Source organism: Streptococcus mitis, assembly GCF_002096735.1.
GTDB classification, from domain to species: Bacteria; Bacillota; Bacilli; order Lactobacillales; family Streptococcaceae; genus Streptococcus; species Streptococcus mitis_CZ.
Genome location: NZ_NCVC01000016.1, coordinates 230,060 through 249,310 on the forward strand (window position 1 = coordinate 230,060; position 19,251 = coordinate 249,310).

Consider the following 19,251-nt stretch of genomic DNA (forward strand, 5'->3'; position numbering starts at 1 on the left):
ACTCCATCCTTTTCACTTATTTTGTCAAGGTAGCATAGATTTCTTCTACCAAAGCCTCTGTGTTTTCCCAACCTAGGCAAGGATCGGTAATAGAGCAACCAAAGACCTCTGGTTGGTTTTGACGACCATCTGCTAGGTAGGATTCAATCATAAAGCCTCGAACTGTCTTTTTGATTTTCTCGTTCCAATCACGATTTTGCAAGGTCTTACGAACCACTCGAATTTGCTCCATATATTGCTTGCCTGAGTTATCATGGTTGGTGTCGATGAGGATAAAGGGATTTTCAAGTCCCATGGCTTCATAGCGCTCAATAGCATTTAGCAGAGTTTCATAGTAAAAGTTAGGCTCATTTTTCCCATATTCATTAACGGCACCACGAAGGATGACGTGGGCCAAGGGATTTCCTGAAGTCTCAACTTCTTGACCATGGAAGAGGAAGGTTTGTTTGTTTTGAGCGGCATAGATACCGTTAAACATGACTCCAAGATTTCCTGAGGTTGGATTTTTCATCCCGACTGGTGCATCAATTCCTGAAGCCACAAAACGGTGCTCTTGGTCTTCCACAGAACGAGCCCCAACAGCATGGTAGCTGACCAAATCATCTACCAAGACCAGATTTGACGGATAAAGCATCTCGTCTGCCGTTGTCAAACCAGTCTCTGTAATCACGCGGTAGTGCAACTGGCGCACAGCCTGCAAGCCGTTAATCAGACTTGGAGCCTTAGAAGTATCTGGTTGGTGAACCAAACCTTTATAGCCGTCTCCGTTGGTGCGAGGTTTAGCAGTATAAACACGCATAACCATGAACATCTTGTCCGCCACCTTCTTCTGCAAGGCGGATAAACGGCGGGCATATTCCAAGACAGCCTCTTCATTATCAGAAGAGCAAGGACCAATCACCAAAAGGATACGGTCATCTTCTCCTGAAATGATGTCTGCCAATTCTCTATCACGACGCTCCTTCAGTCGCAAGGCTTCCGCAGACAATTGGGTTTCTGCCTTGATTGCTTCAATATCGATTTCTTGACCTTTTTCAATAAATGCCATCTTATTCTCCTAGCGTTTGGTAGATTTCTCTGACGAGGGCTTCCGTATTCTCCCAGCCAAGGCAAGGGTCTGTGATAGACTTGCCAAATACTTCCGGTTCGTTTTGACGGCCGTCTTCTAGATAAGACTCAATCATAAAGCCACGAACGTACTGCTTGATTTTTTCATTCCAATCACGGTTAATCAAGGTCTGACGGACAATTCGAATCTGATCCATGTATTGCTTACCAGAGTTGTCATGATTGGTATCCACAATGATAAAAGGATTTTCCAAGCCCATTTTCTCATATTGGGCAATGGTATCCATCAAATTATCATAGTAGTAGTTAGGAATATTCTTACCATATTCATTGATTGCTCCACGAAGAATGGCGTGCGAAAGCGGGTTCCCAGTTGTTTCCACTTCTTTTCCTAGGAAAAGGAAACTTTGTTTGTTTTGAGCAGCATAAATCCCATTAAACATAACATTGAGATTTCCAGATGTTGGATTTTTAAACCCAGTCGCGAAATCTGCCCCACTGGCCACAAAACGGTGTTGCTGGTCTTCAACCGAACGGGCACCAACCGCCATGTAGGAAATCAAATCATCTACAAGCGGAAGATTTTCAGGATAAAGCATTTCATCAGCTGTTGTCATACCTGTTTCTGTGATAACACGATAATGAAGATGGCGAACAGCTTTGATTCCGTTGATGAGGCTTGGTGCTTCTGTCGCGTTAGGCTGGTGAATCAAGCCCTTGTAACCATCTCCGTTGGTACGAGGTTTGGCAGTATAAACACGCATAACCATAAAGATACGGTCTGCCACTTCTTCTTGCAAAGTTGCCAAACGCTTGGCGTACTCAAGGACAGCTTCTTCATTGTCAGATGAGCATGGCCCGATTACCAAGAGAATCCGCTGGTCTTCTCCACGTATAATGGCTTCTAGCTCTTTATCGCGCTGTGATTTTCTCTCTAAAGCTTGACCTTCTAATTTTGATAAGGCACGAACTTCTTCAATATTAATTTTAGGACTTTTTGCTGTAAATACCATAACTCATCTCCTTATAAAGCAAACGGATACCAAGTAAAAATTTACTTTTCACAAGGTATCCGCCTCTAAACTATCTCATTTTATTGTCTTTTACCGTGACAGTTTTTAAACTTCTTACCAGAACCACATGGGCAAAGTTCATTCCGTCCAATCTGACTCAAATCCAAATCTTCTGGTATATTTGCTTGGTGGGCAGCGATATTACGAGTCGCTGTTGTACTGATATGGTGTTCTGCTTGTGGTCTTTCTTGTTCATGAATTTGTGCTTTCATCATCAAGCGTGTCACATCAAACTCAATCGAACCAATCATATCATTAAACATACGGAAACCTTCTGCCTGATACTCAACAACAGGGTTGTTCTGAGCATAGCCACGAAGCCCAACCGCATTACGCAATTGATCGAGGGCATCGATATGATCTGTCCACTTGTTATCTACCACTCGTAGAATCAAGACTTTTTGGAACTCTTTAACTGCTTCTTCATCGCGTAGTTTTGAAACCTGACTATCATAAACCTGCAAGGCACGTTGGAAGAGCTCTTCCTTGATGGCCTTATCAGACAAACCTGACAAGTCTTCGATTGTAATAGAATCTTCAGGAAGCAAGTTGTACTTAGCAAAGTTCAAAATTGCTTCTAGTTTTTCATCTTGTTTTGCACGCGCATGACCATCAACGACACGACCAATCGTGCGTTTGATCATAGAGTGAATTTCAGGTGCCAAGTCACGATCTGCAGTGATAACGTCGTAACGTTGAGCGTAGATAATCTCACGTTGTTCACGCATGACGTCATCGTATTGAAGGACTTGTTTACGAGTATCGTAGTTATTTCCTTCAACACGTTTTTGCGCTGCCTCAACCTGACGTGTCAACATACGAGACTCAATCGCCTCTTCAGACATATTCAAGCGTTCAAAGATTCCCTTCAAGCGTTCAGAACCAAAACGTTTCATCAAATCATCTTCAAGAGATAGGTAGAATTGTGACTCACCTGGGTCTCCTTGACGACCTGAACGTCCACGAAGCTGGTTATCGATACGACGGCTTTCATGACGTTCTGTTCCAATCACACAAAGTCCACCAAGTTCACGAACACCTTCACCAAGCTTGATGTCGGTACCACGACCAGCCATGTTGGTTGCGATGGTAACAGCACCACGTTGACCAGCATTCATGATGATTTGGGCTTCTTTATAGTGGTTTTTGGCATTCAAGACCTCGTGAGGAACGCCAGCTGCGACCAATTTCTTAGAAATGTAATCACTGGTTTCAACCGCTACTGTACCAACCAAGACTGGTTGACCTTTTTGGTAACGAGCCTTAACATCTTCGACAACTGCCTTAAACTTAGCCTCGATACTTGCATAAAGAAGGTCTGAGTGGTCAATACGTTGAACAGGACGGTTTGTTGGGATTGGAATAACACGAATGTTGTAGATTTCACGGAATTCTTCTTCCTCAGTCTTACCTGTACCCGTCATACCAGACAATTTCTTGTACATACGGAAAAGGTTTTGGTAAGTGATTGAGGCAGATGTCTTGGTTTCATCCTGGATTGGCACACCTTCTTTAGCTTCAATGGCTTGGTGCAATCCATCAGAATAACGACGACCTTCCATGGTACGACCTGTAAATTGGTCGACAATCAGAATTTCTTGCTCTTCGCTCACCACATAGTCAATATCGAGAAGCATGATGTAGTTGGCACGAAGGGCGTTATCGATAAAGTGAGTCAAAGCTACGTTTTCGATGTCATAGAGGTTTTCAAGCTTGAAGTAGCTTTCAGCCTTGTCAATCCCTGAATCAGACAAACCAATAGTTTTAGACTGCACATCGATGATGTAGTCGTCTTTGTCCAAAGATTTTACATAGTGGTCTGCCATGTGGTAGAGCTGACTAGTTTCAACTGCGTTAGCACCTGATACGATCAAAGGTGTACGAGCTTCGTCAATCAAGATAGAGTCAACCTCATCGACCAAGGCATAGTTAAGCGGACGTTGTACCATGTTTTCAGCGCGAACAACCATGTTATCACGAAGGTAGTCAAATCCGATTTCCGAGTTAGTTGAGTAAGTAATATCACACTCATAGGCTTCTTTTTTCTCCATTGGAGATTTGGCAGCCAAGTTAATCCCTACTGACAAACCAAGCCATGAGTACAATTCACCCATCTCAGTCGCGTCACGTTCTGATAGGTATTCATTGACCGTAACTACGTGCACCCCTTTACCTGAAAGAGCATTGAGGTATACGGGCATGGTCGCAGTCAAGGTTTTCCCTTCCCCTGTACGCATTTCTGGCACGTCACCATGGTGAAGAACGATTCCTCCCATGACCTGAACCTTATAAGGGAAGAGACCTAGAACACGTTTGGCACCTTCACGGACAACCGCAAATGCTTCATAAAGCAATGAATCCAGTGATTCTCCATTTTGATAACGTTCTTTAAATTCAACTGTTTTTGCTTTTAGTTGGTCGTCAGTCAAAGCAGCCATTTGGTCTTCGTATTTGAAAACCTTGTCAGCCATCTTTTCCAGACGACGGATTTCTCCTTTATCATTTTCGATAATTGTTTTTAAAATATTAGCCATGTTTTTCCTTACTTTAAATTCCGAATATTTTAGAATGTTCTTTTAATTTTAGCACAATTACTGATTATTTTCAAGGAAGAATCCCCATTTTGAAAAGGAAAAAGAGGCTAGTTCCCAAGCTAACCTCTCTGACTTTTATGATACTTTAATTGCCAAAAATCGGCAAAATCGCAAATAGGATAAATAGATTAATCCAAAGAGAAAAACAGCAGATCAATCCAAAAACAAAGAGACTGACTTTCTTGGACAGCAAGGCCATCAAAATAGACAGAATACCAAAAAATAGCAAGACTTTCTGTATGCTGAAGAGGTCAATCTTTCCCCCCCAGAATCGGACTGCCCCAAGGAAGAAAGAAGAAAGCAATCCAGATCAACAGAACTAAACCAATATAGACCTTAGAATAGCGTGTAATAAATGATTTTAGATGTGCCATAAGCCACCTCCTATAAATAAAAACCGATATAAATCAATGCCTTTTGCCCTTAGACTTTCCTAACTCCTTTCTTAGTCTAAGCATTTTTTTGAAAAAGATATAGTCTAACCAGTCACTGCCTAGAGATATGACTATCAAAAGCAATCCAACACCCCAAGCACTAGCATCTGATTCATGATTTAGAACAAAAGGGAAAAATAAGAATGAAAAAATTGTCATATCCAAGCTAAACAGAGCTAAAAGGGAAATATAAATCCAGTAAAAATAGTAGAAGATGGGGAAAATTTTACTGTTTCTGTCAGCATTGTCTATCCAATAGAAAAAATATAAACAAGGAAATAAGAGTATCAAATGAAACCAATTAAAGGACAGTTTCATCATCGACACCTCCTCTTTAAAATTGTTTTCTTTAGTTTCGTTCTATTAAATGTTATTACCAATATAAATCAATGTCTCCCCGCTTTAGACTTCCCTAGTTCCCGTCTCAAGCGAAGCATTTTTTTGAAAAAGATATAGGTTAACCAATCACTGGCAAAAGCGATAAGTAGTAATAATAACCAAATGCCCCAAGACTTGATGTCTGCCACATTTCTCAATAGGATATTGAAAAACAGGACTGAAAAAACTGTCCAAGCAAGGCTAAAAAGAGCATAGAGGGTGATGTAAATCCAGTAAAAATAGTAAAAAAATGGGAAAAATTTACTATCTCTATTATCCTTGTCAATCCAGCTGAAAAAGTAAATACAGGGAAATATGAGCAAGAATTTAAACAAATGTTCCATCATCGACACCTCCTTTTGATAGCGTTTTCTTTACCTTCATTCTATCAAAAAAATCTGGAAATGTCATTCCAGATTCTACTTTTTTATTTGCGCTTTCTTGCGATGAGATGGATTGGTGTTCCTTCAAATACAAAGGCCTTGCGGATTTGATTTTCCAAGAAACGCAGGTAAGAAAAGTGCATGAGTTCTTCTTCGTTGACAAAGATTACAAAGGTTGGTGGTTTAGTTGCCACTTGGGTCGCATAGAAAATCTTGAGACGTTTTCCTTTGTCTGTCGGTGTTGGGTTGATGGCAATGGCATCCATTATCACATCGTTCAAGACAGCTGATGGAATACGTGTGTTTTGACTTTCACTGATTTGCTTGATCATCTCAGGCAGTTTGTGAAGACGTTGCTTGGTCAAAGCGGATACAAAGATAATCGGTGCGTAAGGCAGATATTGGAACTGCTCACGGATATCTTCTTCCCAGTTTTTCATAGTGTGGTTGTCTTTTTCAAGCGTATCCCACTTGTTGACCACGATAATCATCCCTTTACCAGCTTCATGGGCAAATCCTGCGATACGCTTGTCATATTCACGGATGCCTTCTTCCGCATTGATGACCATTAAGACCACATCTGAGCGGTCAATAGCACGCATAGCACGCATGACAGAGTATTTCTCAGTATTTTCATAAACCTTACCAGACTTACGCATACCAGCCGTATCAATCATGGTAAACTCTTGACCATCTGTATCTGTAAAGTGGGTATCAATAGCGTCACGAGTTGTTCCAGCAACAGGACTGGCAATGACACGGTCTTCTCCCAATATAGCGTTAATCAAGCTTGATTTCCCAACGTTGGGACGACCAATCAAGCTAAACTTAATCACATCTGGGTTTTCTTCTTCATATTCATTTGGAAGATTTTCTACAATAGCGTCTAGCACATCCCCTGTACCGATACCATGGACAGATGAGATAGGCAGCGGTTCACCTAAACCGAGAGCATAGAAATCATAGATATCATTTCGCATCTCAGGGTTGTCCACCTTATTGACTGCGAGGATAACTGGTTTGTGGGTTTTATAAAGTTTACGGGCTACGTATTCGTCCGCATCGGTAATTCCTTCCTTACCAGACACGACAAAGACGATAACATCTGCTTCTTCCATGGCAATTTCTGCCTGGTGCTTGATTTGTTCCATGAAAGGAGCATCGACATCATCGATTCCTCCTGTATCAATCATGCTAAAGGAACGATTGAGCCACTCACCCGTTGCATAGATACGGTCACGTGTTACTCCTTCGACATCTTCTACAATGGAGATTCGCTCACCAGCGATCCGATTAAATAGGGTTGATTTCCCAACATTGGGACGTCCTACAATGGCAATAGTTGGTAGGGCCATAATTTCTCACTTTCTACAATAACTTCTTCTGTTCAAGATTTTTTCTAGTTGAGCTTGGTTCAGCTTGACCAAACTGTTCTGCTAGGCGCTGACTCCAGCTTGTGGTCGCACGCGCCCCAGCATAGTCCGCCTGTACACGGTCATAAGATTCGATTGCATCAGTTGACTGTTCTCGGTATTCTTCCTCAAACACCACTTGATTCAATGGCAAGCGAGGTTTGACTTCATGTTCTTCATTTGGCACACCTAGTGCCATCCCAAAGACAGGATAGGTGTAGTCAGGCAGGTTAAAAAGCTCTGCCACTTCTTCTGACTTGTATCGAACCAAACCGATAATCACACCACCATAGCCCAAGCTTTCAGCTGCCAGCAGGGCATTTTGGCCAGCAAGAGCCGCATCGACTGAACTAATCAAGAGACCTTCTACACCTTGAGGTTGGAAGGTATCCGTATGGAGTCGTGCTCCCTTTTCTGCTCGGTTCAAATCCCCGACAAAGAGAAGAAAAACAGCTGACTGGCGAATGGCTTCTTGAGGCACCAATTCATACAAGGCATCTTTCTTTTCTTGACTTCGGACTACAATCACAGAGTAAGATTGGAAATTCTTCCAAGACGAGGCCATTTGGGCCGCTGTCAGGATTTCAGTCAAGTCTTCCTGAGGAAGGGCTTGCTCCTTAAATCTTCGAACAGACTTATGAGCTTTCATCAGTTTAATCGTTTCTGTCATCGACGGTTCACTCCTTCTAAACGAGTCTCCTCAGCCAAATAACGGATGCGTTCCATGACTCGTCTGGCTTCCCAGGTTTCGTCATTTCCATGTTTCCCTTTAGCGAAATGTTGCTCCAATTCTTCAAAGTCGAAGTTGGAGGTGAAAAAGGTCGGTAAATTTTCCTGCATCCGATATTGAAGAATGACTTGTAGGATTTCATCACGTACCCAAGCTGTTGATTGCTCGGCACCAATATCATCTAAAATCAGGACTTCAGACAGCTTAATCTCATCTACCAGGGTCTTGACGTTGCCATCACTGATGGCATTTTTAGCATCAATGACAAAGCTAGGATAATGGAGAAGAGTGGATGAAACACCTCGTTTTTCTGATAAATCATGGGCTAAGGCAGCCACCATGAAACTTTTACCCACACCGAAGTCTCCATATAAGTAAAGACCTTTTCGAATAGCTGGATATTGCTCCACGAAGGCTAATAGCTTTTCAAAAACTGGCAAGCGCTCCAAATCATCCAAATCTACTTGAGCCAAACTAGCTTTCCTGAGACTAGCTGGCAGATTGATTAACTTGAGACGGTTCTTAATAGCCGCTTCTTTTTCCGCTGCGATTAGTTCAGGAGTTTCTTCATAAGAAACGTCCGCATAACCATGATTCATAACCAAAATCGGCTTGTAGCCTTTGGCAATATAATCCGTATCACCACGAAGAAACTTGTCTCTCTCAGTGATGTACTGATTAAACTTGGAGATACTGCGATTTAATTCCTCTGGAGTAAGGGATTCTTGCTGGATAAAGACCGCAACATCAGGGTCCTTCATGATTTTCTGAACCAAATCTTGATAATGAAAACGGCTAGGTTGACGTTTGAGTACGTCTCCGACACTTTCCATCTAATCTCCTCCTTTTTCTAATCGAGCTAATAGTTCTTGTTTCTTACGTTCTAGTTCCAGACGAGTTTCCTCGCTGGTTTCATTCTTATAATCTGGATTGCTCCACTTGGGTACATTGGACTTGGCAGGACCGGGTTTACTAGTCTTTTGAGCCTGACTCTTCTGTCCTCTCTCACGGATGCGCAAGACTGCCTCTTCTGCCGAATGAATCTTTTGATAGGCATAGTCATTGGCTACCTTCATGGCATATTTCTCGTTGATGTTTGCCGAATCCACCTTATTAAAGGTCAATAAGAGAATGATATTGATGACTTCATCCAGCAAGCCCAAGCTAGCCATCTGTTGCAAGAGTTCTCTTTCTGTTTGGGTAATGGTTCCCTTGCGTGTTTGCTTGATTTCTGCCAAGAACTGCAAGGCCGTTTTACTTTTGGCTTCTTTGATAATGGTCGTTTCCTTAGGACTAAAGTCAGAGGAAATCGGTTTTTGAGCAATTTTTTCCCGCATGCGTTTGGTTGAAATAACCTGGGAAACAGCTGTTGACTTAGCCAGTTGATAGGTTTCAAACCAAGTCCATTTTTTCTCCTCAGCAATGGCAAAGAGGTTTAAGACATCGGACTGCTCATCTGCAAAACGAAGCCCATCTCGAGCCATAAGCTGGCGAAAATGGTCCAAGTCAAAATCGTTGGCCACTTTCTTCTTGAGACCAAGGTCTTCTTGACTTCCCTGTTCTGCCAAGTCTGGAAAGACTTGATTGAGTGAGACAGGTATTTCTTCTCCCTCAGCACTCTCAACTTTCAAATCCTCCACAGCCGAGTCGCCAATCTTTTTCTCTAAAAGTCTACGATAAACAGGATGCTCCAAGAAATCTTGACTTGAAAGAGGAGCATGGATAACTATCTGATAGGTATCACCCTTTTGATAGAGGGTCAAGAGATTAAAAGCAGATAGGATTTTCAAAGATTTTAAAAGTCTGTCCATCCCAAAATTGAGATGATTGAGAATGCTTGAAAAAAGGTATTCCTTTCTGCCATTATCCCAAAAACTAATCGTATAAAGATAAAGGCTCAGTGCCTCCTGACCGATAATCGGGAGGTAGCACTGTACCAGAGATGAGGTATCTTGCGACACCCGATTATTCTTTAGATAAGAAAAACGGTCAATTGGCTTCATTTATCTTTCCTTTTTCTTTTTAGAGGACTGGGTGATTTGTTGGAGCAGGCTCTCTAACTCACTAACATCCTTAAAACTACGATAGACACTGGCAAAACGTACATAGGTAATCTCGTCTAACTCAGCCAACTCCTCCATGACGAGTGAACCAATGTCCTCACTTTGAATTTCATTTTCATTTCGACCACGGAGTTTCTGTTCGATACGATTGACTACCATGTTGATTTCATCACTTGACACAGGACGTTTCTGGGCTGAGCGGATAATCCCATTAAAGATTTTATCTCTGGAGAATTGTTCCCGTGTGCCATCTTTTTTAACAACCACTAAGGTTCTTTCTTCTACCCGTTCGTAGGTTGTAAAACGATGTTGGCATTCATCGCACTCACGTCTTCTACGAATGGTGTTCCCTTCTTCTGCTTGGCGACTATCGATAACACTTGACTTGGTAGCCCCACATTTTGGACAACGCATCCTTTCCCTCCTTATCGTTTTCTTTTCATTATACCATTTTTTAAGCGATTCCCAAAACAATTCTTCTTTTTGCTTGACAAGTTTTTTGTTTTGTTGTATTATTTAATTAAGACAAAGGGATAAAAGAAAGGAGACCAAGATGTCCTGGACATTTGACAACAAAAAACCCATTTATTTACAGATTATGGAGAAAATCAAGCTTCAGATTGTCTCCCATGCACTGGAACCCAATCAACAACTTCCAACCGTGAGGGAGCTGGCGAGCGAGGCTGGTGTCAATCCCAACACCATCCAAAGAGCCTTGTCAGACCTCGAACGAGAAGGATTTGTTTACAGCAAACGGACAACTGGACGATTTGTGACTGAGGATAAGGCACTGATCGCCCAATCTCGCAAACAACTATCAGAAGAAGAATTGGAACACTTCGTTTCCTCCATGACCCATTTTGGCTATGAAAAAGAAGAACTACCAGGCGTAGTCGGCGATTATATTAAAGGAGTTTAAGCCTATGTCATTACTAGCATTTGAAAATGTATCCAAATCTTATGGAGCAACCCCAGCCCTTGAAAATGTTTCTCTTGACATCCCAGCTGGAAAAATTGTTGGTCTCCTTGGGCCAAACGGCTCAGGAAAAACAACCCTGATTAAACTAATCAATGGCCTCTTACAACCAGATCAAGGACGTGTCCTCATCAACGACATGGATCCAAGCCCAGCAACCAAGGCTATCGTAGCTTATTTGCCGGATACGACCTATCTCAATGAACAAATGAAGGTCAAAGAAGCCCTAACCTACTTCAAGACCTTCTATAAAGATTTCAATCTTGAACGCGCCCACCATCTACTTGCAGATCTTGGCATTGATGAAAATAGTCGTCTCAAGAAACTATCAAAAGGAAACAAAGAAAAGGTACAACTGATTTTGGTTATGAGCCGTGATGCCCGCCTCTACGTTTTGGACGAACCAATTGGCGGGGTGGACCCAGCAGCCCGTGATTATATCCTCAATACTATCATCAACAACTACTCCCCAACTTCTACCGTTTTGATTTCTACCCACTTGATTTCTGATATCGAGCCAATCTTAGATGAAATTGTCTTCCTGAAGGACGGAAAAGTCGTCCGTCAAGGCAATGTAGATGATATTCGCTACGAGTCAGGTGAATCCATCGACCAGCTCTTCCGTCAGGAATTTAAGGCCTAAGCAAAGGAGATTATTATGTTTTGGAATTTAGTTCGCTACGAATTTAAAAATGTTAACAAGTGGTATTTAGCCCTTTACGCTGCCGTGCTAGCCCTTTCTGCCCTTATCGGAATACAGACACAAGGCTTTAAAAATCTACCTTATCAAGAAAGTCAGGCTGCTATGCTACTTTCTCTAGCTACAGTCTTTGGTGGCTTGATGCTTACACTTGTGATTTCAACCATTTTCTTGATTATTAAACGCTTCAAAGGTAGTGTCTATGACCGACAAGGCTACCTGACTTTGACCCTTCCAGTATCCGAACACCATATCATCACTGCTAAATTAGTCGGGGCCTTTATCTGGTCTATTGTCAGTACTGCTGTACTCGTAATCAGTGCTTTTATTGTTCTGACTCTAACGGCTCCTGATTGGTTTGTAACTTCTGACTTGATTCCATTTATAGAAACACACCTCCCTCAACTCTCTCTTATGGGGATATCCTTCCTACTAAATACCATTTCTGGAATCCTCTGCATCTACTTGGCAATTTCCATTGGACAGCTGTTCAATGAATACCGTACTGCACTGTCAATTGTAGCCTACATTGGTATCCAAATCGTCGTTGGCTTTATTGAACTCTTCTATCGTTCTAACCCTGGTTTCTACTTCCCATCAACCACTGGAGGAGCTGATCAGTTCCAGATGGGCATTATCATGACTATTCTGGAAGAAGTTATTCTTATAGCCATCTACTATCTAGGAACTTATCACATCTTGAAAAACAAGGTTAATTTACAATAAAAAAGGCCCAGCTAAAAAGCTGGGTTTTGATTTAACTTAATATCAAACTGGCTACGATAGGGCTGACAAAGACATAGAGAATACCGGTGACACCGATAGCCAAGCCACCCATGGCTCCTGCTACAGAGCCGTATCGAAAGGCTGTTCCCGTTCCGACTGCATGGCCTGTGCCTCCAAGGGAAAGCCCAACAGCTACTGGATCGTCAATTTTCAACCACTTCAAAAGGGTTGGTCCGATAACACTAGTCAAAATCCCAGTCGCCACTACGACAACCAAGGTCACGGTGGTCAAGCCTTGCAATTTTTCTGTAATTCCCACTGCCATAGCGGTTGTCACTGACTTAGGAAAGAGAGAAATGGCTAGGAAAAAGTCCATGCCAAAGATTTTAGCCACAAGGGCTGTGAAAGAGGTATTGACCACTACCGCTAACAAACTACCAAAGAGAATACTCCGAGCATGGTGCTTCATCAAATGAAAACTCTTATAAAGCGGAATCCCTAGAGCCACTGTCGATGGGACAATCAAATTATTCAGATAAACCCCACCTTGGTAATAATCTTGGTAAGAAATACCCGTCGCCTTTAGAAAGATAATAATGAAAACAGCTGACAAAAGCAAGGGCGTTGTCAAAGGATGGGGAAAACGTCTGTAAATCAGCATTCCCACTAGATAGGCTAGGATAGACAGGGCAAGCCCAAACAGGGGATTGGAAACAAATTCACTCATTTGGCATCTCCTTTCTCATAATCTCCCTCAAACCGTCTCTTGATGAACTGAACCACCAAGGCAATGAGGATAATGTTGATAACAGCCGCAAAAAAGACAATCAAAACGATGGGCAAAAGATAGGGAGCAATCACATCAAACTTTTCCATGATTCCCACTGCTGGCGGCAAAAAGAGAATGGTCATATTGGCCAGCAAAAAATTCCCCACCATGTTGACATGCCTGGTTCTCAGCCACTTGAATTGTAGGGCTATAAAGAGAATAATCAAACCGATAATACTGCCGGGTATGGGCAAATGAAAGAAACTAGAGATCCCCTCTCCGATTAGAGAAATCACAAAGAGAATCATTAATTGAACATATAATTTCATCCTAAACTCCACGAAATAGACTTCTTGCATACCAGTTTACTCTTTTTTCAGAAAATTTCAAGGAAATACACAAGAGTTGATGAAAGTTTGAGAAGAAAGGGGATACAGGCAATTACAGACTAGTGAAAACAGGCCTAATTTAGGATAAAAGATTTCAGCGTCCTTCTTGCCAGCTCTTTTGAAAAGTAGTATAATTATTGCATGCGCAATCATCTTGTGATACAGTGATTGTCCGTTAATGGACTTTCTTCTATTTATGACTCTCAAAAGAAAGGAGATACTATGACCTATTTGGAAAAATGGTTTGATTTCAATCGTCGTCAGAAAGAAATTGAAGGTCTCTTGGAAGAGACCATTGCCCAGCAGAGTGACCAAAGTCTGACCTTGAAAGAGTTTTACCTGCTCTACTATCTGGACTTGGCCCAAGAAAAATCTCTACGCCAGATTGACCTGCCAGATAAACTTCATCTGAGCCCGAGCGCTGTTTCTCGGATGGTGGCTCGCTTGGAAGCCAAAAATTGCGGTCTACTTAGTCGCATGTGTTGTGATCAAGATAGACGCTCTAGTTTTATCTGCCTGACAGGTGATGGGCAAAAGACACTGGCCTCGCTACAAAAGGCTGTCGAAGAAAGCTTGGAAACTGGTTTGGATTTCTTGGTTTAAGATGATTTTAGAAAAAGTTGCGTGCGCAATCATTTTTCTTGACATTCTCTTTTACAAGGAGTAAAATAAAGTTATCATTAAACAAAGGAGTTTTTAAAATGATTGAAATTACCTATCTAGATGCCAGCAAGAACGAAAGAACTGTGACTTTCGAGTCTTATGAAGATTTTGATCGTTCACAACAAGCTTGCCTTATCGGCGTCGCAGACTACTACCCAGTCCAAAAATTAACTTACAACGGTCATGATTTGGACTACCATGGGACTTACGGAGATGTCTTCTTCTATCTCATGAAACAAGATTTAAGCCAATATAACTAAAAAAGGAGAAATACAATGGCAAAAGCAATTACAGATGCAACATTCGAACAAGAAACAAAAGACGGTTTGGTCTTAGTAGACTTCTGGGCAACTTGGTGTGGTCCATGTCGCATGCAAGGTCCAATCTTGGATAAATTGTCTGAAGAACTTTCAGAAGATGTTCTGAAAATCGTTAAAATGGACGTAGACGAAAATCCAAACACAGCTCGTGCTTTTGGAATCATGTCTATCCCAACCCTTCTTTTCAAAAAAGACGGCCAAGTGGTGAAACAAGTTGCTGGTGTTCACACAGCTGAACAAATCAAAGCCATCGTTGCTGAATTGAGCTAATCAACTGAGAGACCAAGTACTTTCTTTGGTCTCTTTTTTTCTTGCCCTTTGCCATTTTTCAAAAAATATGCTAGACTGTAGGTAGAATATTACGATGTTTGGGACATGCCATCGCTAAAAAAAACCTCTACTTGGTATTTTTTAGCTCCCTCAAGGGAGCTTTTTGCGTGCTCTGAACATTTCCCATTTTGGAAGGAGTACTATGAAACGTCAATCAGCCTTGGTCGTCTTTAGTGGCGGTCAAGATTCTACAACCTGCCTCTTTTGGGCTAAAGAACACTATGAAACTGTTGAAGCCGTCACCTTTGCCTACGGCCAACGCCATCATCTCGAAATTCAAATCGCTAGAGAAATCGCTAAGGAACAGGGGATTCGTCATCATATCCTAGATATGTCTCTGCTGGGGCAAATCACTGAAAATGCCTTGACTTCTGATCTAGAGATTGAGCAAAAAGAGGGAGAGATTCCCAATACCTTCGTTGATGGTCGCAACCACCTCTTTCTATCCTTTGCGGCCGTCCTTGCTAAGCAACGAGGCATTAAAGATATCGTGACAGGTGTCTGCGAGACAGACTTCTCAGGCTACCCCGATTGTCGGGATGTCTTTGTCAAATCCCTTAATGTTACCCTCAATCTTGCCATGGATTACGACTTCGTTATCCAAACACCTCTCATGTGGCTAGACAAGGCTGAAACTTGGGAATTAGCCGACCAACTCGGTGCCTTTGACTATGTTCGTGAAAAGACCTTAACCTGCTACAACGGGATTATTGGAAGTGGCTGTGGAGATTGCCCAGCCTGCCACCTACGTCAACATGGTTTAGATGTTTATCTCTCACAGAAAGGAGATGCCTAATGTTTTTTGCACCCAAAGAAATCAAACAGGAAACTGGGGAGTCTCTTGTCTACAATCCTCACAGAACCTTGGTATCAAAAGAGTTTACCTTCGATGCTGCCCACCACCTCTTTCACTATGAGGGAAAATGCAAATCCCTGCACGGTCATACCTATCATTTGCAGATTGCTGTCAGTGGATTTTTAGATGAACGTGGCATGACCTACGATTTCGGAGATATCAAAGCTATCTACAATAACTACTTAGAGCCCCACTTGGATCATCGCTATCTCAATGAGACTTTGCCTTATATGAACACGACTGCTGAAAATATGGTTTACTGGATTTTCCAAACCATGAACCAAGAGTTGCCAGACGAACGTGGTCTCCGTCTGGAATACGTTCGCCTCTATGAGACTCCGACTGCCTTTGCGGAGTTTAGACGGGAGTGGTTAGATGACTAGGGAACGTGTCCTCAAACTACCAGTTTTGGAAATTTTTGGCCCAACCTTTCAAGGTGAAGGCCGTGCTATCGGGCAGAAAACCATGTTTGTCCGCACTGCTGGTTGCGACTACCACTGCGACTGGTGCGATTCTGCCTTTACTTGGGATGGCTCTGAAAAACCAACTCGTATGACAGCTGACGAAGTCATTGCTGCCTTGGATAAATTGGGGAGCTACGACTATGTAACCCTGTCTGGGGGAAATCCTGCTATCCTAGCAGCCAATATGGCCGAATTGGTCACCAAGCTCAAGGAACGCGGTGTCACTCTAGCTGTTGAGACCCAAGGCTCCCGCTGGCAAACTTGGTTGAAAGACATCGACCAAGTTACTCTCAGTCCCAAACCTCCTTCATCCAAGATGGAAGTCAACTTTGAGACCTTGGACTTTATCGTTTCCCAACTGGATCCAGACAAGGTCACCTTTAAAATCCCTGTCTTTGACGATGCCGATTTGGCCTTTGCCAAAGGCATTCAAGAACGCTACCAACCAGATATCCTCTTCTTATCGGCTGGAAATCCTGAGCCCAAGGCCACAGGCAATATTGTCCAAGACCAACTAGACCGACTCAAAGAACTTTGGGAACGCATCGCCGCTGATGATAGCTGGGGCAATGTCCGCGTCCTTCCTCAACTCCATACCCTCCTCTACGATAATCAACGTGGTGTTTAAAATTAGAAAGAAAAAATCATGTCACAACAAGAAGAAATGAAAAACCTAAGCCTACTGGGCAACAAAGAAACCAACTACATTTTCGAATATCAACCAGAAGTCCTCGAATCCTTTGACAATCGTCATGTGGAAAATGACTATTTTATCAAATTTAACTGCCCTGAATTTACCTCACTGTGTCCAATCACTGCTCAACCAGACTTTGCAACTATCTATATTTCCTACATCCCTGACAAGCTCTGTGTCGAGTCAAAATCCCTCAAACTCTACCTCTTTAGCTACCGAAACCACGGAGATTTCCACGAAAACTGTATCAACACCATCGGGAAAGACTTGGTTAACTTGCTAGATCCTCGCTATTTGGAGGTTTGGGGAAAATTCACTCCGCGCGGTGGCATCTCAATTGATCCCTACTACAACTACGGTAAGCCAGGAACTAAGTATGAAGGCTTGGCAGAACAACGCCTCTTCCAACACGACCTTTATCCAGAGAAAATTGATAACCGTTAAACTCATACGAAAAAGCCCTGTTCCTCGAGATGAGGAGCAAGGCTTTTTGAGTTTCAATTATTCTTCTGTTCCAAGGAAGTTTTTCGCAACAAGAGCTGCAAGAACTCCACCAAGGATTGGGGCAAGGATGAAAATCCAAACTTGTTGAAGGGCTGCGCCACCTACCAAGACAGCCGGTGCCAAACTACGAGCTGGGTTTACTGAAAGCCCAGTGATATTCAATCCAACAAGAATCATCGCCATCAATGACAAACCGATTACCAAACCAGCAATCGCGCTATTGCCCTTGCTTGCTGATGTCACAGTCATGATAACCAAGACAAACAAGAAAGTTGCGATTGTTTCAAACAAGAATCCACCAAAGACAGTGACTCCGTTTGCCAAGGCATTTTCACCAAGACTAGCAGTTGACATCCCTGAGTTAGCCAAGAGGAAGAATACAGAAGCAGATGCTAAGAAAGCTCCAACTACTTGTCCAAGGATGTAGTTTACAAGCTCTGAAGATGACAAACGTTTGTTTACAAACATAGCAATCGAAACAGCTGGGTTCAAGTGAGCACCTGAAATAGTTCCGATTGAGTAAGCTGCAACTACGATTGCCAGACCAAAGGCAAAGGCGATTCCAAGGTGACCAAGGCCATCAAGACCATTTCCAAAAACAACAGCTCCTGTCCCAACGAACACAAGCATGAAAGTACCGATTAACTCAGCGACAAATTTTTTCATTTTCTTTCTCCTTTTTTCAAAAACTAGATACTAGTCTATCAAAAGAGGGAAAGGGTTTCAAGAAAATTGTTTGGAAATTTTCAGGATAAAATTCTATAAAAACGGTAGTGTTTATTTGAAACATTTTTTCTAAAGGTATATAATATCAATATAGTTCTAATAAGTTATTTATTCCCTAATTTGAACTAATTTTTACAACTTTGCTGTTCTTTTATGAACGTTTGAATGGTATCGTGGATACCAAGGAGGAATCATATGTCTAAAGTTGCCATTGTCACAGGTGCAGGTCAAGGAATCGGTTTTGCAATCGCAAAACGATTGGTTCAAGATGGCTTTAAGGTAGGAGTCTTAGACTACAATCCCGAAACAGCTGAAAAAGCTGTTGCCGAATTATCATCTGAAAATGCCTTTGCTGTCGTAGCTGATGTTTCGAAACAGGCAGAAGTTGCCCAAGCATTTCAAAAAGTTGTTGACCATTTTGGTGATTTGAATGTTGTCGTAAATAATGCTGGTGTTGCTCCAACTACTCCTCTTGATACAATTACTGAGGAACAATTTACACGTACTTTCGGTATCAACGTTGGTGGTGTCATTTGGGGGTCACAAGCTGCACAAGCGCAATTTAAAGCACTTGGCCACGGAGGTAAAATTATCAACGCAACTTCTCAAGCTGGTGTAGTCGGTAATCCAAATCTAACTGTTTATGGTGGAACCAAATTTGCTGTTCGCGGAATTACGCAAACATTAGCCCGTGATTTAGCAGACTCAGGTATCACTGTTAACGCCTACGCACCAGGTATTGTTAAAACACCAATGATGTACGATATCGCTCATGAAGTTGGTAAAAATGCAGGAAAAGATGACGAGTGGGGTATGCAGACATTTGCAAAAGATATTACCCTAAAACGCCTATCTGAACCAGAAGATGTGGCTGCTGCTGTCAGCTTCCTCGCAGGACCAGATTCAAACTACATTACAGGACAAACCATTATCGTTGATGGTGGTATGCAATTCCATTAAGATACAGGAAAAGAGGTTGGAAAATGATTCAACCTCTTT

The 19,251-nt window shown here is 42.2% G+C and carries 24 protein-coding genes and 1 pseudogene; 11 read left to right on the top strand and 14 right to left on the bottom strand.

Translation table 11 applies throughout. The features are described 5' to 3' along the window. Positions 1-16: 16 nt before the first annotated feature. The 11 genes and pseudogenes from B7703_RS06595 to nrdR form a co-directional block, all read right to left on the bottom strand. Positions 17-1,048 carry a 3-deoxy-7-phosphoheptulonate synthase gene (locus B7703_RS06595; protein ID WP_084924119.1) on the bottom strand — a complete coding sequence of 344 codons (1,032 nt, stop codon included), beginning with the start codon at positions 1,046-1,048 and terminating at the stop codon, positions 17-19. A gap of 1 nt (position 1,049) precedes the next feature. Further along, positions 1,050-2,081: a 3-deoxy-7-phosphoheptulonate synthase gene (locus B7703_RS06600; RefSeq protein WP_084924121.1), complete on the bottom strand. Its 1,032-nt coding sequence runs from the start codon at positions 2,079-2,081 to the stop codon at positions 1,050-1,052. Between the two features lie 80 nt (positions 2,082-2,161). Next, entirely contained in the window at positions 2,162-4,675 is a 2,514-nt protein-coding gene (gene secA, locus B7703_RS06605) for a preprotein translocase subunit SecA (protein ID WP_077804806.1), read from the bottom strand. A 145-nt stretch (positions 4,676-4,820) separates the two neighbouring features. After that, positions 4,821-5,109, bottom strand: a pseudogene (locus B7703_RS06610) (hypothetical protein). 33 nt (positions 5,110-5,142) lie between these two features. Next, a complete protein-coding gene (locus tag B7703_RS10105) occupies positions 5,143-5,490 on the bottom strand; it encodes a hypothetical protein (protein WP_084924124.1) in 348 nt (115 codons plus the stop codon). A gap of 65 nt (positions 5,491-5,555) precedes the next feature. Beyond that, the gene (locus B7703_RS06620) at positions 5,556-5,891 is read right to left on the bottom strand and encodes a hypothetical protein (RefSeq protein WP_192851971.1); all 336 of its coding nucleotides are present in this window, start codon (positions 5,889-5,891) and stop codon (positions 5,556-5,558) included. Between the two features lie 83 nt (positions 5,892-5,974). Beyond that, a complete protein-coding gene (gene der, locus B7703_RS06625) occupies positions 5,975-7,285 on the bottom strand; it encodes a ribosome biogenesis GTPase Der (RefSeq protein WP_001207696.1) in 1,311 nt (436 codons plus the stop codon). Positions 7,286-7,298: 13 nt separating this feature from the next. Then, the gene (locus B7703_RS06630; protein WP_084924126.1) at positions 7,299-8,012 is read right to left on the bottom strand and encodes an NADPH-dependent oxidoreductase; all 714 of its coding nucleotides are present in this window, start codon (positions 8,010-8,012) and stop codon (positions 7,299-7,301) included. Next, positions 8,009-8,905, bottom strand: coding sequence for a primosomal protein DnaI (gene dnaI / locus B7703_RS06635; protein ID WP_078238159.1), 897 nt, complete (start codon positions 8,903-8,905; stop codon positions 8,009-8,011). Before dnaI ends, B7703_RS06630 begins: the two co-directional genes overlap by 4 nt. Next, on the bottom strand, positions 8,906-10,075 hold the full coding sequence (locus tag B7703_RS06640) for a DnaD domain protein (protein WP_084924128.1): 1,170 nt from the start codon (positions 10,073-10,075) through the stop codon (positions 8,906-8,908). Continuing rightward, entirely contained in the window at positions 10,076-10,549 is a 474-nt protein-coding gene (gene nrdR, locus B7703_RS06645; protein WP_001203672.1) for a transcriptional regulator NrdR, read from the bottom strand. Between the two features lie 139 nt (positions 10,550-10,688). On the opposite strand from nrdR, the gene B7703_RS06650 reads away from it, so the two are divergent. From B7703_RS06650 to B7703_RS06660, 3 genes are read left to right on the top strand one after another with little or no spacing between them, the layout of a single operon-like run. Beyond that, positions 10,689-11,054: a GntR family transcriptional regulator gene (locus B7703_RS06650; RefSeq protein ID WP_004256112.1), complete on the top strand. Its 366-nt coding sequence runs from the start codon at positions 10,689-10,691 to the stop codon at positions 11,052-11,054. A 4-nt stretch (positions 11,055-11,058) separates the two neighbouring features. Next, positions 11,059-11,754 carry an ABC transporter ATP-binding protein gene (locus B7703_RS06655; RefSeq protein ID WP_004256110.1) on the top strand — a complete coding sequence of 232 codons (696 nt, stop codon included), beginning with the start codon at positions 11,059-11,061 and terminating at the stop codon, positions 11,752-11,754. Positions 11,755-11,769: 15 nt separating this feature from the next. After that, on the top strand, positions 11,770-12,537 hold the full coding sequence (locus B7703_RS06660) for a hypothetical protein (protein WP_004256108.1): 768 nt from the start codon (positions 11,770-11,772) through the stop codon (positions 12,535-12,537). Between the two features lie 31 nt (positions 12,538-12,568). Here the strand turns inward: B7703_RS06660 and B7703_RS06665 are convergent, their stop codons facing one another. Both B7703_RS06665 and B7703_RS06670 read right to left on the bottom strand, forming a co-directional pair. Then, positions 12,569-13,264 (bottom strand): LrgB family protein, encoded by a 696-nt coding sequence (locus B7703_RS06665; RefSeq protein WP_001288946.1) that lies wholly within the window; start codon positions 13,262-13,264, stop codon positions 12,569-12,571. Continuing rightward, the gene (locus B7703_RS06670; RefSeq protein ID WP_000781320.1) at positions 13,261-13,635 is read right to left on the bottom strand and encodes a CidA/LrgA family protein; all 375 of its coding nucleotides are present in this window, start codon (positions 13,633-13,635) and stop codon (positions 13,261-13,263) included. Before B7703_RS06670 ends, B7703_RS06665 begins: the two co-directional genes overlap by 4 nt. A gap of 282 nt (positions 13,636-13,917) precedes the next feature. On the opposite strand from B7703_RS06670, the gene B7703_RS06675 reads away from it, so the two are divergent. From B7703_RS06675 to queF, 7 genes are all read left to right on the top strand, one after another. Then, the gene (locus B7703_RS06675; protein WP_084924129.1) at positions 13,918-14,298 is read left to right on the top strand and encodes a MarR family transcriptional regulator; all 381 of its coding nucleotides are present in this window, start codon (positions 13,918-13,920) and stop codon (positions 14,296-14,298) included. Positions 14,299-14,396: 98 nt separating this feature from the next. Beyond that, positions 14,397-14,618 (top strand): DUF4649 family protein, encoded by a 222-nt coding sequence (locus tag B7703_RS06680; protein WP_000570256.1) that lies wholly within the window; start codon positions 14,397-14,399, stop codon positions 14,616-14,618. A gap of 15 nt (positions 14,619-14,633) precedes the next feature. After that, on the top strand, positions 14,634-14,948 hold the full coding sequence (gene trxA / locus B7703_RS06685) for a thioredoxin (RefSeq protein ID WP_001029581.1): 315 nt from the start codon (positions 14,634-14,636) through the stop codon (positions 14,946-14,948). Positions 14,949-15,150: 202 nt separating this feature from the next. Next, entirely contained in the window at positions 15,151-15,804 is a 654-nt protein-coding gene (gene queC, locus B7703_RS06690; protein ID WP_084924131.1) for a 7-cyano-7-deazaguanine synthase QueC, read from the top strand. After that, positions 15,804-16,247, top strand: coding sequence for a 6-carboxytetrahydropterin synthase QueD (gene queD / locus B7703_RS06695; RefSeq protein ID WP_084924132.1), 444 nt, complete (start codon positions 15,804-15,806; stop codon positions 16,245-16,247). The genes queC and queD overlap by 1 nt, the downstream gene beginning before the upstream one ends. Further along, positions 16,240-16,956, top strand: coding sequence for a 7-carboxy-7-deazaguanine synthase QueE (queE, locus tag B7703_RS06700; RefSeq protein ID WP_084924134.1), 717 nt, complete (start codon positions 16,240-16,242; stop codon positions 16,954-16,956). Before queD ends, queE begins: the two co-directional genes overlap by 8 nt. Before the next feature lie 18 nt (positions 16,957-16,974). Beyond that, on the top strand, positions 16,975-17,466 hold the full coding sequence (gene queF, locus B7703_RS06705; protein ID WP_000082587.1) for a preQ(1) synthase: 492 nt from the start codon (positions 16,975-16,977) through the stop codon (positions 17,464-17,466). Between the two features lie 57 nt (positions 17,467-17,523). Here queF and B7703_RS06710 read toward each other — a convergent pair whose 3' ends face one another. After that, positions 17,524-18,192 carry an MIP/aquaporin family protein gene (locus tag B7703_RS06710; protein ID WP_084924135.1) on the bottom strand — a complete coding sequence of 223 codons (669 nt, stop codon included), beginning with the start codon at positions 18,190-18,192 and terminating at the stop codon, positions 17,524-17,526. 255 nt (positions 18,193-18,447) lie between these two features. On the opposite strand from B7703_RS06710, the gene B7703_RS06715 reads away from it, so the two are divergent. Beyond that, positions 18,448-19,212 (top strand): (S)-acetoin forming diacetyl reductase, encoded by a 765-nt coding sequence (locus B7703_RS06715; RefSeq protein ID WP_084924137.1) that lies wholly within the window; start codon positions 18,448-18,450, stop codon positions 19,210-19,212. The last annotated feature ends 39 nt before the right edge of the window (positions 19,213-19,251 follow it).

Excerpts from the sequence above, each read along its gene's own strand:
- B7703_RS06710 (WP_084924135.1), bottom strand. The coding sequence starts at position 18,192 with ATGAAAAAATTTGTCGCTGAGTTAATCGGTACTTTCATGCTTGTGTTC.
- B7703_RS06630 (WP_084924126.1), bottom strand. The coding sequence starts at position 8,012 with ATGACAGAAACGATTAAACTGATGAAAGCTCATAAGTCTGTTCGAAGA.
- B7703_RS06665 (WP_001288946.1), bottom strand. The coding sequence starts at position 13,264 with ATGAGTGAATTTGTTTCCAATCCCCTGTTTGGGCTTGCCCTGTCTATC.
- queC (WP_084924131.1), top strand. The coding sequence starts at position 15,151 with ATGAAACGTCAATCAGCCTTGGTCGTCTTTAGTGGCGGTCAAGATTCT.
- nrdR (WP_001203672.1), bottom strand. The coding sequence starts at position 10,549 with ATGCGTTGTCCAAAATGTGGGGCTACCAAGTCAAGTGTTATCGATAGT.
- queD (WP_084924132.1), top strand. The coding sequence starts at position 15,804 with ATGTTTTTTGCACCCAAAGAAATCAAACAGGAAACTGGGGAGTCTCTT.
- secA (WP_077804806.1), bottom strand. The coding sequence starts at position 4,675 with ATGGCTAATATTTTAAAAACAATTATCGAAAATGATAAAGGAGAAATC.
- B7703_RS06640 (WP_084924128.1), bottom strand. The coding sequence starts at position 10,075 with ATGAAGCCAATTGACCGTTTTTCTTATCTAAAGAATAATCGGGTGTCG.
- B7703_RS06620 (WP_192851971.1), bottom strand. The coding sequence starts at position 5,891 with ATGGAACATTTGTTTAAATTCTTGCTCATATTTCCCTGTATTTACTTT.
- B7703_RS06595 (WP_084924119.1), bottom strand. The coding sequence starts at position 1,048 with ATGGCATTTATTGAAAAAGGTCAAGAAATCGATATTGAAGCAATCAAG.
- B7703_RS10105 (WP_084924124.1), bottom strand. The coding sequence starts at position 5,490 with ATGATGAAACTGTCCTTTAATTGGTTTCATTTGATACTCTTATTTCCT.
- B7703_RS06715 (WP_084924137.1), top strand. The coding sequence starts at position 18,448 with ATGTCTAAAGTTGCCATTGTCACAGGTGCAGGTCAAGGAATCGGTTTT.
- B7703_RS06670 (WP_000781320.1), bottom strand. The coding sequence starts at position 13,635 with ATGAAATTATATGTTCAATTAATGATTCTCTTTGTGATTTCTCTAATC.
- B7703_RS06675 (WP_084924129.1), top strand. The coding sequence starts at position 13,918 with ATGACCTATTTGGAAAAATGGTTTGATTTCAATCGTCGTCAGAAAGAA.
- B7703_RS06650 (WP_004256112.1), top strand. The coding sequence starts at position 10,689 with ATGTCCTGGACATTTGACAACAAAAAACCCATTTATTTACAGATTATG.
- B7703_RS06680 (WP_000570256.1), top strand. The coding sequence starts at position 14,397 with ATGATTGAAATTACCTATCTAGATGCCAGCAAGAACGAAAGAACTGTG.
- queF (WP_000082587.1), top strand. The coding sequence starts at position 16,975 with ATGTCACAACAAGAAGAAATGAAAAACCTAAGCCTACTGGGCAACAAA.
- trxA (WP_001029581.1), top strand. The coding sequence starts at position 14,634 with ATGGCAAAAGCAATTACAGATGCAACATTCGAACAAGAAACAAAAGAC.
- dnaI (WP_078238159.1), bottom strand. The coding sequence starts at position 8,905 with ATGGAAAGTGTCGGAGACGTACTCAAACGTCAACCTAGCCGTTTTCAT.
- B7703_RS06660 (WP_004256108.1), top strand. The coding sequence starts at position 11,770 with ATGTTTTGGAATTTAGTTCGCTACGAATTTAAAAATGTTAACAAGTGG.
- B7703_RS06655 (WP_004256110.1), top strand. The coding sequence starts at position 11,059 with ATGTCATTACTAGCATTTGAAAATGTATCCAAATCTTATGGAGCAACC.
- B7703_RS06600 (WP_084924121.1), bottom strand. The coding sequence starts at position 2,081 with ATGGTATTTACAGCAAAAAGTCCTAAAATTAATATTGAAGAAGTTCGT.
- der (WP_001207696.1), bottom strand. The coding sequence starts at position 7,285 with ATGGCCCTACCAACTATTGCCATTGTAGGACGTCCCAATGTTGGGAAA.
- queE (WP_084924134.1), top strand. The coding sequence starts at position 16,240 with ATGACTAGGGAACGTGTCCTCAAACTACCAGTTTTGGAAATTTTTGGC.